Annotated in this window: 14 protein-coding genes and 1 tRNA gene; 8 read left to right on the top strand and 7 right to left on the bottom strand. The window is 66.1% G+C overall.

Going from position 1 to position 14,139, the window contains the following annotated elements:
• Positions 1-60 precede the first annotated feature (60 nt).
• A complete protein-coding gene (locus ACRARE_RS13280; protein WP_432656928.1) occupies positions 61-393 on the top strand; it encodes a helix-turn-helix domain-containing protein in 333 nt (110 codons plus the stop codon).
• 1 nt (position 394) lies between these two features.
• Positions 395-1,687 carry a HipA domain-containing protein gene (locus ACRARE_RS13275; RefSeq protein ID WP_432656927.1) on the top strand — a complete coding sequence of 431 codons (1,293 nt, stop codon included), beginning with the start codon at positions 395-397 and terminating at the stop codon, positions 1,685-1,687.
• A 371-nt stretch (positions 1,688-2,058) separates the two neighbouring features.
• Here the strand turns inward: ACRARE_RS13275 and ACRARE_RS13270 are convergent.
• A tRNA-Ile gene (locus ACRARE_RS13270) sits at positions 2,059-2,134 on the bottom strand.
• A gap of 156 nt (positions 2,135-2,290) precedes the next feature.
• Positions 2,291-5,650 carry a hypothetical protein gene (locus tag ACRARE_RS13265; protein WP_432656926.1) on the bottom strand — a complete coding sequence of 1,120 codons (3,360 nt, stop codon included), beginning with the start codon at positions 5,648-5,650 and terminating at the stop codon, positions 2,291-2,293.
• A gap of 256 nt (positions 5,651-5,906) precedes the next feature.
• On the opposite strand from ACRARE_RS13265, the gene purM reads away from it, so the two are divergent.
• On the top strand, positions 5,907-6,950 hold the full coding sequence (gene purM, locus ACRARE_RS13260; protein ID WP_432656925.1) for a phosphoribosylformylglycinamidine cyclo-ligase: 1,044 nt from the start codon (positions 5,907-5,909) through the stop codon (positions 6,948-6,950).
• A gap of 4 nt (positions 6,951-6,954) precedes the next feature.
• Entirely contained in the window at positions 6,955-7,524 is a 570-nt protein-coding gene (purN, locus tag ACRARE_RS13255) for a phosphoribosylglycinamide formyltransferase (protein WP_432656924.1), read from the top strand.
• On the opposite strand, the gene ACRARE_RS13250 is transcribed toward purN, so the two are convergent.
• Entirely contained in the window at positions 7,521-7,721 is a 201-nt protein-coding gene (locus ACRARE_RS13250; protein ID WP_432656923.1) for a hypothetical protein, read from the bottom strand. The two genes, purN and ACRARE_RS13250, sit on opposite strands and share 4 nt — an antisense overlap.
• A gap of 238 nt (positions 7,722-7,959) precedes the next feature.
• On the opposite strand from ACRARE_RS13250, the gene rnd reads away from it, so the two are divergent.
• Positions 7,960-9,123, top strand: a complete 1,164-nt coding sequence (rnd, locus tag ACRARE_RS13245) for a ribonuclease D (protein WP_432656922.1) — start codon at positions 7,960-7,962, stop codon at positions 9,121-9,123.
• Positions 9,124-9,222: 99 nt separating this feature from the next.
• On the opposite strand, the gene ACRARE_RS13240 is transcribed toward rnd, so the two are convergent.
• Positions 9,223-9,729 carry a hypothetical protein gene (locus tag ACRARE_RS13240; protein ID WP_432656921.1) on the bottom strand — a complete coding sequence of 169 codons (507 nt, stop codon included), beginning with the start codon at positions 9,727-9,729 and terminating at the stop codon, positions 9,223-9,225.
• A 184-nt stretch (positions 9,730-9,913) separates the two neighbouring features.
• Here ACRARE_RS13240 and ACRARE_RS13235 point away from each other — a divergent pair, with 184 nt between their 5' ends.
• Entirely contained in the window at positions 9,914-10,318 is a 405-nt protein-coding gene (locus tag ACRARE_RS13235) for a SufE family protein (protein ID WP_432656920.1), read from the top strand.
• Between the two features lie 49 nt (positions 10,319-10,367).
• A complete protein-coding gene (locus ACRARE_RS13230; RefSeq protein ID WP_432656919.1) occupies positions 10,368-10,781 on the top strand; it encodes a VOC family protein in 414 nt (137 codons plus the stop codon).
• Between the two features lie 4 nt (positions 10,782-10,785).
• On the opposite strand, the gene ACRARE_RS13225 is transcribed toward ACRARE_RS13230, so the two are convergent.
• The 3 genes from ACRARE_RS13225 to ACRARE_RS13215 all read right to left on the bottom strand — a co-directional run bounded on the left by ACRARE_RS13225 (position 10,786) and on the right by ACRARE_RS13215 (position 12,735).
• The gene (locus ACRARE_RS13225; protein ID WP_432656918.1) at positions 10,786-11,301 is read right to left on the bottom strand and encodes a hypothetical protein; all 516 of its coding nucleotides are present in this window, start codon (positions 11,299-11,301) and stop codon (positions 10,786-10,788) included.
• Positions 11,298-11,954: a DUF1638 domain-containing protein gene (locus ACRARE_RS13220; RefSeq protein WP_432656917.1), complete on the bottom strand. Its 657-nt coding sequence runs from the start codon at positions 11,952-11,954 to the stop codon at positions 11,298-11,300. The genes ACRARE_RS13225 and ACRARE_RS13220 overlap by 4 nt, the downstream gene beginning before the upstream one ends.
• Positions 11,955-12,033: 79 nt before the next feature.
• On the bottom strand, positions 12,034-12,735 hold the full coding sequence (locus ACRARE_RS13215) for a cobalamin B12-binding domain-containing protein (protein ID WP_432656916.1): 702 nt from the start codon (positions 12,733-12,735) through the stop codon (positions 12,034-12,036).
• A gap of 214 nt (positions 12,736-12,949) precedes the next feature.
• On the opposite strand from ACRARE_RS13215, the gene ACRARE_RS13210 reads away from it, so the two are divergent.
• On the top strand, positions 12,950-14,071 hold the full coding sequence (locus tag ACRARE_RS13210; protein WP_432656915.1) for a PA0069 family radical SAM protein: 1,122 nt from the start codon (positions 12,950-12,952) through the stop codon (positions 14,069-14,071).
• Positions 14,072-14,139 lie beyond the last annotated feature (68 nt).

The raw sequence follows: 14,139 nt of genomic DNA, 5'->3' as shown, positions 1-14,139 counted from the left end.
GCATCATATGTTCCCGAGCGGGAACGTTACGCTCCCTGGCCAATCCGTCGAGGTGCTGCGATGCGCAACGAAGATCAGTCGTCCGCCAGAGCGCAACCGGATCAGTCCGGTGTCGAAGACGCGCGCCGTTTCGGTCTGATGGTCCGTGCCAGGCGCAAGGCCCAGGGGCTGCGCCAAGAGGATGTGGCCAGCGCGACCGGCGTCGGACGGCGCTATATCGTGGACATGGAAAACGGGAAGCCGACTCTGAGGATCGGCCCGGCCCTGATGATCGCGCGCTTCCTCGGCATCGTGCCGATGGTCGAGCCCGCGCCGAGCGCGCGCCCCAGTAGCGATCTTCCCGACGCGCCCTTGGCAGACCCGTCCGACGATTTGCCGCCGTTGGAGGACTGAGATGCAGATCTTCTACGAAGGCCGGGACGTGGCCGAAATCGCGCCGGGCAGGGACGGGGCGGCGACGCTGACCTACACCCCTGACTGGCAGCGGCTCCAGGGGGCCTTTCCTGTCTCTACAAGGATGCCTCTGGCCGTTGCCAACCATGGCGCAGGCGAGGTGCTGCCCTGGGTGGCGAACCTTCTGCCGGAAAGCCAACAGCTTGAAATGGTGGCCCGCGCCACCGGCGCCTCGCAGGCTGACCCCCTGGCGCTGCTGGCCAGCATCGGGCGGGATACCTCTGGGGCAATCTCCTTTGCCGAGCGCGGCTTCGCGCGAATGACTGTTCGGGAGGTGCCCGACGAGGCGGCGCTGGAGCGGATCATCGAGGAACTGCCGAAGAAGCCATTCCTGGTCGGGGAGGATGGTGTCTCTATGTCCCTGGCCGGGGTCCAGTCCAAGATCGGTGTGCATGTCGGCGAGGAGGGCATGATCGCGATCCCCATCGACGGGGCGCCGTCGACCTGGATCCTGAAGCCGGATGCCGCGAACCTGCCGGGCGGGGTCTACAACGAGGCGCTGTGCCTGCGCTTGGCGCAGCTCGTGGGGCTTTCCGCCCCCGAGGTGCGGCTGGGGCGCGCTGGCGCGCGGCGGTATCTTCTGGTGCAGCGCTACGACCGGCTTCAGCAGGGCGACAGCTGGCGCCGCCTGCACCAGGAAGATATGTGCCAGGCCCTGGGGCGCCTGCCGAGTGCGAAGTATGAGCGCAACGAGACCGGGCAGCGCGGCCCCACGGTCCGCGATCTGGTCCGTGTCATGCGCAGCCTGGATCCGCTGCGCGGCGTGTTGTCGATCTTCGATTACGTGATCTTCAACGCCATCGCCTGCAATACCGACGCCCACGCGAAGAACTATTCGGTCATGATCAGGGCCTCCGGGGCCAGCCTGGCGCCGATCTATGACGTGATGTGCGGCAAACTTTGGCCAGAGATCACCAGCAAGCAGGCGATGTCGCTCGCGACGAAGTGGGACGGCGATTACTTCAAGGGGCGCCACTGGCAGCGAGAGGCGGCCCTCTGTGGCCTGAGCCCCTCAGCCGCGCTGCGGCGCGTCGAGAGCCTTTGCAAGGCGACCCTGAAGCATTTGCCGCAGGCGGTAGGGGAGGTCATTGCGATGGACCCCGACGCCGCGCATTGGGTGCGTGAAGTGGAAAGATACATTGCCGAGCGCGTGACCTTCCTGGTCAACGGCCTGGCCGAGCAGGATCCGGAGGCGACGACCTGGGCGCGGGCGTGCCTGGAGGAGATGGGCTGACGCGCTCTGCATCATCTGTCTGCTCGTTTGGGGAACAGGCTAACTTCGAGATTCGGACACCGCAGGGGGCAGGTCATCGCCTCCAGCAAGCGTAGACCCCGCCACGCGGGCAGATTGCCAGCACGTCCAGCGCCTTCCCCTGGCCGCTAATGATCACCCGCCAAGCGCCAGCTCGCAGCCAGTCCCTCGCGGCCCTTCAGGGCCAGGACGTTGTTGGCCCGCCTTTGGTATCTTCTCCGCTTGGCCTCCGGCGGCATCGAACCCCCGGGAATCGTGGTCCACTTGCCCTGTAACCCATTGAAAAGTGGTGGGCGTTCGTGGGCCAGCGTGGTCCACATTGCCTTTGATTTTATTGGGAAAAGTCGGTGTTTTGGTAGGCCCGGCAGGATTCGAACCCGCAACCAAAGCGTTATGAGCGCTCTGCTCTAACCGTTGAGCTACAGGCCCGACCGGGTTCAGGAATATGGCGCGGGCAGGCGGGGGTCAAGCGCTTGGCCGGGCCTGGACGGCCCCCGAGGTCTTCGACGCGGGCGGCGGGTGGCCAAAGGAAAAGGGCGGCCCCCACGGGACCGCCCTTTCCGGTGTCTCGATCGGCAGATCCGATCAGAAGTTCATGCCGAAGCTGACGATGCCGGTGGTGTCACCTTCGTCGTCGAACTGGCCTTCCAGCGTGGCGGTCCAGCCGCCGGCGCCACCCAGTTCCGCGCCCAGGCGCAGCATCTTCAGGTCGTCATCCCCGCCGGTGGCGAAGGTGGTCGAGGTCGGCGCGTTCGAGTTGTTGGACGGGGCCAGCAGGGTCACGTTGTCCGCATCCGAGAACATGGCTGCGGCGCCCAGGAAGGGGCGAACGGTCATGCCGCCGGACAGGGCGTGGGTGTAGCCGGTCTCCAGCGAGATGTAGGAGGCGGTCACGTCGCGGTCGTCGATGATCGCATCGCCCAGGTTCGACGGGTCGAAGCTGTCGTACTTGATGCGGCTTGCACCCACTTCCGCCGAGAAGCCCAGACCCTCACCGCCTGCGGGCAGCAGGTCGAAACGGGCGGACAGGCCGAAGGAGGTGTCATCGACGGATCCCTTGCCGGTGACGGCCATGTCGCTGTCGATCTCGCCGTCGCCACGGCCCACATAGGCCATGCCGGTCACCATGCCTGCGCCGACCGGGGCGAAGCCCTTGACGCCGACGGCGAAGTTGCGGCGCTCGAAGTCGTGCAGACCGCCCATCATGTCGGTGTGCGCCTTGGAATACGACAGGAAGGCCCCGAAGTTCTCGGCGTTGTAGCCGACCAGCAGGTCGCCCCCGCCGAAGTCGCTTTCCCCACCAAAGCCAGAGGCCATGCCGTACCAGCCGGGGGTGGCCGATGCGTCCATGATGTTGCGCGACTGCTGGAAGGTCTGACGGGTGGTCAGGGCGTCGTAGCCCGCGAAGACCAGCGGATCGGCGTTGATCAGGAAGTCGCCGGTGAACAGGGCGGTGATCGGTGCGTCCGAGCCGTCGTAGTTCTCGACATTGTCGGAGAAGGCGATGACGCCGTAGCCGATGCTGGGGCCCACGACCAGCGTATCGCTGCCGCCTGCGCCCATGTCGACGGTGCCGTCGATCTCGATGGTGTTAAGGGCCAGTACGTCATTGCCCTGACCCATGTCGATGTCGCCACCTGCGGAGGCGCTTGCCGCGAACTCCAGCGAGTCATCGCCAGAGCCGGTGTCGATGTCGCCGGTGATGTAGCTTCTGGCGCCGAAGGAAAACTCGTCGTCGTCGCCGCCCGAGTCGACGTCGCCGTCGATCCAGGAGCCGGATTGCACGACCAGTTCATCGCTGTCGTCGCCAAAGGTGACATTGCCGATGATCGCGGATGCGTTGGAGACTTCGACACTGCCTTCACCCTCGCCCATGTCGAGGTTGCCGGTCAGACGTGCGTTGTGGTGCACCGTGAAGGTATCCGTGCCATCGTCGCCGAAAGTCACGTCGCCGGTGATCGAGGCATTGTGGTGCACCTCGATTTCCCCTTCGCCCGCGCCCATGTCGACGTCGCCGGTGATGGCGCTGCCGTAGCTCAGGCGCAGGATGTCGTCGCCGGACGCCATATCCACATCGCCGGTAATGTAGGCGCTGTTTTGCAGCGAGACGAGGTCGTCGTCCTCGCCGGTGTCGACATCGCCGGTGATGTAGGAACCGTAGTTGAGCAGCACTTCGTCGTCGTCGTCGTCGGTATTCACGTCGCCGAGGATCCAGGAGGCCTGGTTCATCGAGAGGGTATCGACATCCTCGCCGCCCTCAACGTCGCCGGTGATCCGGCTGCCTTGGATGGCCGTGAGGGTGTTGGTGCCGTCGCCCATGACGATGTCGCCGTTGACGGTGCCGCCCGTATTGGTGACCGTGTCGTCCTCGTCGTTCAGCGCGATTGCGGTGCCGCCGGTGCCGTTGATGGTGCCGCTGTTGGAGATCGACAGGCCGCCGTCGGAATCGTCATTCTGGATGCCGGTGCCGCCGGTGATAATGGCGCCCGAGTTGTTGTTGACGCTCGAATCGGTCTCGTCATTGTCGGTGAAATGGATCCCGATGCCGGTGCTGCCGCCGACGATCGTGCCGCTGTTGTAGACCTGGCCGTCTTCCAGCGAGACGGCGGTGCCGGTTGTGGGGTTGCTCTTGATCAGACCACCGGCGCTGTTCACCAGGTACAGACCTGCATCGGCAGAGATACCCTCGCCGCCCTGACCGTCGATGGTGCCGGCATTTCTGATATAGACGTTGTCTTCCACGTCGATGGCGGTGTCGCCGGTCGAGCGGATGGTGGCGTTCGCCTGGTTGTCGATCTCGATGGTGGTGTTGTCACCGTCGCCGTCCCCACCGTCGATGGCAAGGTCGGCCGCTTCGATCAGGCCGCCGGAGTAGTTGTTGATGTCGTACTCATCGCGCACGTCGATGGCCACACCCGAGGCCGAGGTGATCGAGCCGTAGTTCTCGACCATGGTGTTGTCGCGACCGTCGATCGCCTGGGCGGAGCCCGATTTGATCTCTCCCAGGGTTCGGTTGATGACGGTCAGGTCGTCCTTGCCCGTGTGAATGCCGCGCTCGGCGCCGTCGATGGTGCCGAAGTTGCTGACGATCAGGCCTTCACCGCCGACGACGGCGTCATTGGAGCCGGTGATCGAGGCGTTGGAGCCGGTGGAGAGGCCGTTGTCGATGCGCGAGTCGTCTTCAACGACGACACCGTCGCCCGAAAGACCTTCGATCGAGCCGGCGTTGGTGATCTGGGCGTCGTCATCGGCGGTCACACCGTCGCCGCCCGAGACCGAACCGTAGTTTTCCAGATACAGCTCGTCACCGGCATCGACGCCGCGATCGGCACCGGTGATCTCGGCGCCGAGGGTGTTGAAGATCTCGACATCGTCTTCGACGTCGATGCCGCGGTCGCCGGTGCCTTCGATCAGGCCGCTGTTGGTGATCTTCGCGGTGCCGCCGTCAGAGCTTTTGCCCAGGATACCGGTGTCGCCCGAGACGGTGCCATCGTTGACGATGATGAAATCGTCGTCGACCGAGATCGCGTCCTTGGTATTCGAGAAGACTTCGCCGGTCTCGGAGACGTTGACGGTGGCGTCGTCGCCAAAGCTGATGCCTTCGTCTTCGCCCGCAACGGTGCCGTAGACATTGGCGGTGTTGCCGTCCTTGCCGCGAATGGCCATGGCGCCGGTAGAGCTGACGGTGCCGCCGTTCTCGCCATTTTCGCCAACATTGATCGTGCTGTCGTCGCCGAAACGGAAGGTGTCACCGCTGTCGGAAATGACGGCGGCGGAATCGACGTTGATCGTCAGATCGTCACGGCCGCCGTCGTTGAAGCCGGTGCCGCTGGTGCATTCGAAGGTATCGGCCGGACCTTCGACACAGGCGGCCATGGCCGGTGCGGTCCAGGCGGCGGTGGACAGCGCGATCGCCGAAACGCCGGTCAAAAATTTGTTGTTCATAATTTACCTCGCTCTTTTACGAGGGGGCTTTACCGTAACCTAAAAATGCCCCCCCATTGCGCGAGATCTTACGCTGGCCGGCGTCAGGGCTCGACCCCGAAACGGGGTAGAAATACGACCACCCGACCGATGCGTCTTTTGCGCCACAACCGCGACGAGGGCGTAGCATCTGCCTCTGTGCCCGCTTTGTCGTTGCGTGAACGGGGGGGATCGGCTAGTGACCGGCGCAATTTTCCCAAGGTTCGAGGGCAGGGTCATGAGCGACGGCAAGAACGGTATCACCTATGCAGATGCGGGTGTGGACATTCAGGCCGGGAACGACCTGGTCGACCGCATCAAGCCGGCGGCCAAGGCCACCAACCGGCCCGGCACCATGTCCGGCCTGGGCGGTTTCGGCGCGCTGTTCGACCTGAAGGCGGCGGGCTATGACGACCCGATCCTGGTTGCGGCCACCGACGGGGTGGGCACCAAGCTGCGCATCGCCATCGACACCGGCCATGTGGACACGATCGGCATCGACCTGGTGGCTATGTGCGTCAACGACCTGGTCTGCCAGGGCGCCGAGCCGCTGTTCTTCCTCGACTATTTCGCCACCGGCAAGCTGGAGCTGGATCAGGCGACCGCGATCATCGAAGGCATTGCCAAGGGCTGTGCCGCCTCGGGCGCGGCGCTGATCGGTGGCGAGACCGCCGAGATGCCGGGGATGTACTCCAAGGGCGATTTCGACCTGGCTGGCTTTGCCGTGGGCGCCATGGAACGCGGCCAGGACCTGCCTGCGGGTGTGGGCGCGGGCGATGTCCTGCTGGGCCTGGCTTCGGACGGGGTGCATTCCAACGGCTATTCGCTGGTGCGCAAGCTGGTCGAGCTGTCGGGCCTGGGCTGGGACGCCGATTGCCCCTGGGCCGAGGGCAGCCTGGGCGCCGAGCTGCTGACGCCGACCCGGCTTTACGTGAAACCCTGCCTTGAGGCGGTGCGGGCAGGGGGCGTTCATGCCCTGGCCCATATCACCGGCGGCGGCCTGACCGAGAACCTGCCGCGCGTGCTGCAAGGGCTGGGCGCCGAGATCGACCTGAACGCATGGGAAAAACCCGGCGTCTTCAAATGGTTGCAAGAGCAGGGCGGGATCTCCGAGGCGGAGATGCTGAAGACCTTCAACTATGGCCTGGGCATGGTCCTGGTCGTCGCCGCCGATCAGGCCGAGGGGCTGAGCGCGCTGCTGAGCGCGGCGGGCGAGACCGTCAGCCGCATCGGCACGGTGACCGAAGAGGCGGGCATCCGCTATCCGGCGCTGGAGGTTTGAGCCGGTGAAACGCGTCGCGATCCTGATCTCGGGCGGCGGGTCCAACATGGTCCGCCTGGTCGAAAGCATGACCGGTGATCACCCGGCGCGGGCCGTCCTGGTGGGCTCGAACGATCCGCAGGCGGGCGGGCTGGGGAAGGCCGCCCAGATGGGCGTGCCGACCTTCGCCGTTGATCATCGCCCCTTCGGCAAGGATCGGGAGGCCTTCGAGGCTGAGCTGATCCGCCACCTGGACGCCGCCCAGCCGGACATCCTGTGCCTGGCGGGTTTCATGCGCATTCTGACGCCGGGGTTCATCCGGCACTACGAGGGGCGGATGCTGAACATCCACCCCTCGCTTCTGCCCAAATACAAGGGGCTGCACACCCATGCGCGGGCGCTGGAGGCGGGTGAGACCGAGGCCGGCTGCACCGTGCACGAGGTGACGGCAGAGCTGGACGACGGCCCCATCCTGGGCCGGGCGCGGGTCGCCATCGAGGCGGACGACACGCCCGAGACGCTGGCCGCCCGGGTGCTGGTGCAGGAACACCAGCTTTACCCGGCCATGCTGCGCAAGTTCGCCGAAACCGCTTAGCGGATCATCTCCAGCGATGCCGAGTTGCCGCGCCAGGCCATGTCGGGCGCGACCTCTTGCTGCGGCACCACGGCCGACAGAAGGACGATCACGGCGACGAAGGCGATGGCAACACCGACTTTCAGCGGCAGCCGAGCGGGCGAGACATGGGCCGCCGGGGGGCTGTAGGGGCGGGGCAGGTGGATCACTTGGGTCATGGTTGGTCCTTTCGGGGGAAGGAGGGAGATCAGGTCTTTCCCTGGTTCTACCGAAGGGCGATAGTTAACGAAAATGAATGATTGATCGGGTCACTGTAACGTATTTTGATGGTGTGTGCCCGAGGCCGGTCACTGGGGGGCCGTCACGCCCGCCGCGCGCCCTCTTCCCATCGCAGGCCAAGGTCACTATGACAGGTCGGTGACGGCAGGACGCGAACGGATCAACAGAAAGCTTTCGATGCAGACGATTACCCGTACTGAGGACCTTGCAGCCTATTGCACCATGGCGCGGTCCAAACCCTATGTGACAGTCGATACCGAGTTCCTGCGCGAACGTACCTATTATTCCCAGCTTTGCCTCGTGCAGCTTGCCGTGCCCGGCAAGGATGACGCGGTCGATGCCGTGCTGGTCGATCCCCTGGCCGAAGGCCTGTCGCTGGAGCCGCTGTACGAGCTCTTTCGCGACACCAGCGTGGTCAAGGTCTTCCACGCCGCGCGCCAGGATCTGGAGATCTTCTATGTCGATGCCGGGCTGATCCCCGAGCCGCTCTTCGACACCCAGGTCGCGGCCATGGTCTGCGGGTTTGGCGAACAGGTGAGCTATGAAACCCTGGTGCGCAAGATCGCCAAGGAAAGCCTGGACAAATCCTCGCGCTTTACCGACTGGTCGCGCCGCCCGCTGACCGAGGCGCAGAAGAAATACGCCGTGGCCGACGTGACCCATCTGCGGGTGATCTACGAATACCTGGCAAAGCAGCTGGAGAAGGACGGCCGCGCCGCCTGGGTGGCCGAGGAAATGGGCATTCTGACCAATCCCGAAACCTATATCGTGCGCCCCGAAGAGGCCTGGAAACGGGTGCGGACCCGCACCAATTCCAGCCGCTTCCTTGGGGTGCTGCGCGAACTGGCCCGCTTCCGCGAGGGTTATGCGCAATCTCGGAACATCCCGCGCAACCGGGTCTACAAGGACGACGCCCTGGTCGAGCTGGCCTCGACCAAGCCGCAGACGCCGCAGGATCTGTCGCGCGCCCGGCTGCTGCTGCGCGAGGCCCGCAAGGGCGAGATCGCCGAGGGCATCCTGGCGGCGATCAAGATCGGGTTGGAATGCCCGGACGCGGATCTGCCCAAGCCCGACAACAGCAAGGAAAAGTTGCAGGTGAACCCGGCGCTGGCCGACCTGCTGCGCGTGCTGCTGAAGGCGAAGTCGGACACGGCCGGCGTAGCGCCAAAGCTGATCGCGGCCACCTCCGAGCTGGACGAGCTGGCGGCGGGCGTGCGTGACGTGCCCTCGCTGCATGGCTGGCGCCGCGATGTCTTCGGCGCCGATGCGCTGCGGCTGTGCGAGGGCAAGATCGGTCTGGCCACAAAGGGCCAGAAGGTGGTCGCCGTCGATCTGGGCTGACCGGGCCCGCCCGCGCGCCAGGCGCGAGGGCCGCAAACCCCAACGGAAAAGGGCGCAGCCGGATGGCCGCGCCCTTTCGCGTTCAGTGGGGGCGGGCCGTCAGCGGCGCGAGGTCAGCACGTTCGAGGCGCTGATGATCTCGATGCTGCGCACATCGGCCAGTTCGGTATTCGTCAGCCGCGCGGCGGCGGTGACGCGGCGGGTCTGGATCGGCCCGGCGGTGCCCTGAGGCGAGGCGTAGGCGACCATCACATAGCGCGCCACGCCGTCGATCGGCCCACGCTCGTCCTCGGGGCGCAGTTCCACGTCATAGGCGCCGGTGGCCGCGGTCACGCCGGTGACGCGGATGATCGCGCCGCCCGGGATCCGCTCGACCTCCAGCGCTTCCAGACCGGCGACGGGTTCGCGCAGGTCCTGCTCCCTCGGGCTGGCGAAGGCGCTGCGCTTGGGGATCAGCGGGTTGGTATTCGCGATCTCCTGCTGCGTCGCGGCGCGAGAGCTGCTGTGACCGAACCAGTTGAACGGGTTCAGGCGGCTGTCGCGCACATAGCCGCAGCCCGACAGGCCAAGTGCCGCGATCAGGACGACGGGAAGAAACTTGCGCATGGATCGGGGCCCCCCTGGCTTTCCCTTGTACTCCCCTTTCCTCTAGCGCAGTGGCGGGGGCTTGAAAAGCCAAGGCTTTGCCGTAGCTGAAGGAAGCGCCCCCAATGCCGGGGCTGGACCTTCGCCTGCCCGCGGCGTAACCCCGGGGGCAGGCAACGGAACGATCACGCATAAGGAGAGCCCGATGGCCCAGGCCGCATTCGAGGAAATCGTCGAGGATTTCGAATTTCTCGAGGATTGGGAGGACCGCTATCGCCATGTGATCGAGCTGGGAAAGGCGATGGCGCCGCTGGATGACGCGCTGAAGGTGCCCGCCACCAAGGTGGAGGGCTGCGCTAGCCAGGTCTGGCTGCACATGCGCCCCGAGGGCGGCATCTTTCATTTCGACGGTGAAAGCGACGCGATGATCGTGCGCGGGCTGATCGCGGTACTGAAGGCGCTTTATGACGGGGTGCCGGTGGCCGATCTGGCCCGGGTGGACGTGATGGGCGAACTGGGCCGCCTCAGCCTTCAGGATCACCTCTCGGCGCAGCGTTCGAACGGGCTTCGGGCTATGATCGAACGTATCCGCGAGCAGGCCTCCGCCTGACCTCGCCACCGCCCCGGGGGCCCCGGCGCCCCGGCACAGGAGCCGCGCCATGATTGCCTATGTGACCGTCGGGGCCGATGATCTGGACGCCGCCCGGGCCTTCTATTGCGCGGTGCTGCCCGCCCTGGGCTATGGCCTCAGCGAGGGCCCCGAGGGGTTGAGCTTTGCGTTGCCCCCGGGGGAGGGGCCGCAGGCCCTGCCGGATTTCTACGTCAAACCAACCTTCGACGGGTGCCCCGCCTCGGCCGGAAACGGCGCCATGGTGGCCTTCGAGGCCCGCGATCAGGCGCAGGTGCGCCGCCTGCACGCCGCCGGGCTGGCGGCGGGCGGGCAGGACGAGGGCGCGCCGGGCTTCCGCGCCGCCTATGGGCCGCGCTTCTACGTGGGATATCTGCGCGATCCGCAGGGCAACAAGCTGGCGCTCTTCTCCAGCAATCCAGCCGATCCGGCCCGCGACGGCTGAGGCGCTACCTCGGCGGCATGTATTTCCGCAGCCCGTGGAAGAACAGGTCGATCTCCAGCGCCAGCCCGACCTCGAAATCGTTCAGCTCGGGCCCGCTCCAGCGGTGCTGTTCCAGCCGCGCCAGGTAGTCGCGCCGGGTCTGGTCGTCGCGCCCGTCCAGGGGCAGGGCCTCGGCGGCGCGCAACAGGTCGATCCGCTTGTGCACCTCGCGCATCCCCGAGAAGGCCTCCATCATCGGGCGGGTCAGGCGCGGCTCTGTTTGCCAGCTCTGCCCGGCGAAGACCTCTTGCACCACGCGGTTGCCCGCGCCCAGGCAGTCATAGGCGACGCAGCCGGGAAAGCCCTTTTCGGTCAGGCTGTCGTGGATCGCGCACTGATGGCCCGCCAGATTGCGGCAGGGCTCGCCCGGGTTCTTGTCGAAGGCGAAGTCGCGGCCCTTGTCGAAGGCCAGCGCCAGGCAACACAGCGCGGCGCATTTGGAACAATCGGATTTCAGCAGGTCGGGGGCGTCAGAGGTCACGAGGGCTTCCGGGTCAGGGCGGTGGCAAGATCGCCATATCCCGTGAATCGCCGGGTGAATTCAAGGCCCAGCCTTTCGGCGGCGGCGCGCGCCTTCTCGGTCAGGGCGGGATCGTCGGTCTGCGCCAGGTAGACCAGCGTCGTGTAATGGCCGAAGTACATCGGCAGCAGGTCCGGGTGCCGGTCCAGGCCCAGGGGTTCCCAGACGAAGGCATCGAACTGCCGGGCCAGGAAATCGGTCAGGTAGAAGGCCGTCAGCTCGTCCCGCGCCTCGAAGCGTTCGACCCCGTCGAAGAAGGCGTAGCAATGGGCGCCGGGCAGCATCTCGACCCCCAGCCGAGCGCATTCGGCAGCCAGCAGACCCCCGGTGCCGCAATCGGCGTAAAGGACATGGATGTGGGCATAGGCGGCGCGGTGACGCTCGACCGCGGCGCGCACCGCATCGGTGATCTTTTCGGGGGTATTGTGCAGGATGGCGGGCAGGCAGATCAGATCCAGATGATCGAGCCCGTTCAGCCGTTTCAGCGCCAGCACCTCATGGGCCAGCGCCCCGCAGGCGATCAGCAGGGTCGAGGCCTGGCCCCCGGTCAGGCGCGTTTCCGTCAGGCTGGCACCGTCCTCGGTCAGGGTCTGGTCGTCGGGAAGATCGGGCATCGGGCAGCCGCCCCGCGTAGGGTGGAGGCACTCCACCGCGTGGAGGGGGCGCAGGCCGGGGCCCGCGCCGCCCATGCGATCAGGCGGTGGCCTGGTTGTGCTTGCGCGCGATGAAGGTCTTGGCGGTTTCCACCGCCACGGCGGCGTCACGGCAATAGGCATCGGCGCCGATGGCGCGGCCGAATTCCTCGTTCAGGGGGGCGCCGCCCACCAGGACGATGTAATCGTCGCGGATGCCCTGTTCCTTCATCGTGTCGATGACGACCTTCATATAGGGCATGGTGGTGGTCAGCAGAGCGGACATGCCAAGGATGTCGGCCTCTTCGCGCTGGATCGCCTCGATATAGTCCTCGACCGGGTTGTTGATGCCCAGATCGACGATCTCGAACCCTGCGCCTTCCATCATCATGGAGACCAGGTTCTTGCCGATGTCGTGGATATCCCCCTTCACCGTGCCGATGACCATCTTGCCGATGGTGCGCGCGCCGGTCTCGGCCAGAAGCGGCTTCAGGATGGCCATGCCGCCCTTCATCGCATTGGCCGCCAGCAGCACCTCGGGGACGAACAGGATCCCGTCACGGAAGTCGGCGCCGACGATGGTCATGCCGCCCACCAGGGCCTCGGTCAGGATGCGATAGGGGGTCCAGCCGCGTTCCAGCAGGATGTTCACGCCCTCTTCGATCTCTTCCTTGAGACCGTCATAGAGGTCGTCCATCATCTGTTGGACCAGTTCTTCATCGTCCAGTTCGGACAGGATGATCTCTTCGTCTTCCTCGGCCATCTCGTTCTCCGATCTGCTGCGCGCGGGTGTGTCCCTGACCCCGGATTTTTGTCGCAAAGCGACGCCCTGACTGCGCGGAATGCGACAAATCGGAGGGTTCCGACGACCTATGGCCCGCAAGGGCAAAGATTTCCTGAAAGGAATCATGGAGCTTTGCCGGCGTCGGACATATGTTCCCTGTATGTTCCAATCTTTCGCGGCGCGCAGTTCCCCCATGGCCCAAAGCACCGACACCATCCCGGACACCCACAACCCCGACCCGCACGGCATCGCCCCGCGCGCCCGGCGCGGGCGCGGCGCCAGCAGCAATGCGCCGGGCCGCTACGAGGCGCTTCAGGCGGTGCCCGAAGAGGACGGCTGGGAGGTGATCGAAGAGCCTTCGCAGATCCGTACCGAGGTGCGCGAGGAGCGCGCCCGCAGCCTGATCACCTACAACCGCTCGCCCGATCTGCCCTTCGACCGCTCGATCAACCCCTACCGGGGCTGCGAGCACGGCTGCATCTACTGTTTCGCCCGGCCCAGCCATGCCTATCTGGGCCTGTCGCCGGGGCTGGATTTCGAAACCCGGCTGGTGGCGCGGCCCAATGCGGCCGAGGTGCTGGCGGCCGAGCTGGGGCGGCGCAGCTACAAGGTGGCGCCGATCGCCATCGGCACCAATACCGATCCCTATCAGCCGATCGACCGCACGCACCGCCTGATGCGTGACTGCCTCGAGGTGCTTTGGGCGCATCGCCACCCGGTGGCCATCGTCACCAAGGGCACCGGTATCCTGCGCGATCTGGACATCCTGCGGAAGATGGCCCGTCTGGGGCTGGTGAAGGTCGGCATCTCGGTCACCACCCTGGACCGCGAGCTGTCGCGCCGGATGGAGCCGCGGGTGCCGCCGCCCGAGAAACGCTTGCAGGTGATCCGGGCGCTGGCCCGGGCGGGGGTGCCGGTGCGGGCCATGGTCTCACCGGTGGTGCCCGCCCTGACCGATGCCGAGGTCGAGAAGATCCTCGAGGCCTGCGCGGGCGCCGGGGCCACGGCGGCCAGCTGGATCATGCTGCGCCTGCCGCGCGAAGTCTCGCCGTTGTTCCAGGACTGGCTGGCGGAACATTACCCCGACCGCGCGGCCCGGGTGATGAACCGCCTGCGCGAGATGCACGGCGGGGCGGATTATTCCGCCCAGTGGCACAAGCGGATGCGCGGCGAGGGACCCTATGCGGCGATGATCGCGCAACGCTTCCGCGCGGCGGTGAAACGCTACCGGCTGGACGCTCCGCAGCCCGAGCTGCGCTGCGATCTCTTCCGGGTGCCGGTGAAGCCCGGCGAGCAGTTGTCGCTGTTTGATTGAGGGCGGGGGGGCTGCCTCTGCCGTCGCCGGAGGGCGACAGATGGACGGGTGGCTTTGCCCCGTCGCCG

Origin of the sequence: Pseudooceanicola aquaeponti (assembly GCF_050897975.1) — a bacterium.
Taxonomy (GTDB): domain Bacteria; phylum Pseudomonadota; class Alphaproteobacteria; order Rhodobacterales; family Rhodobacteraceae; genus Pseudooceanicola.
This window is presented reverse-complemented; position numbering and strand designations above follow the sequence as displayed.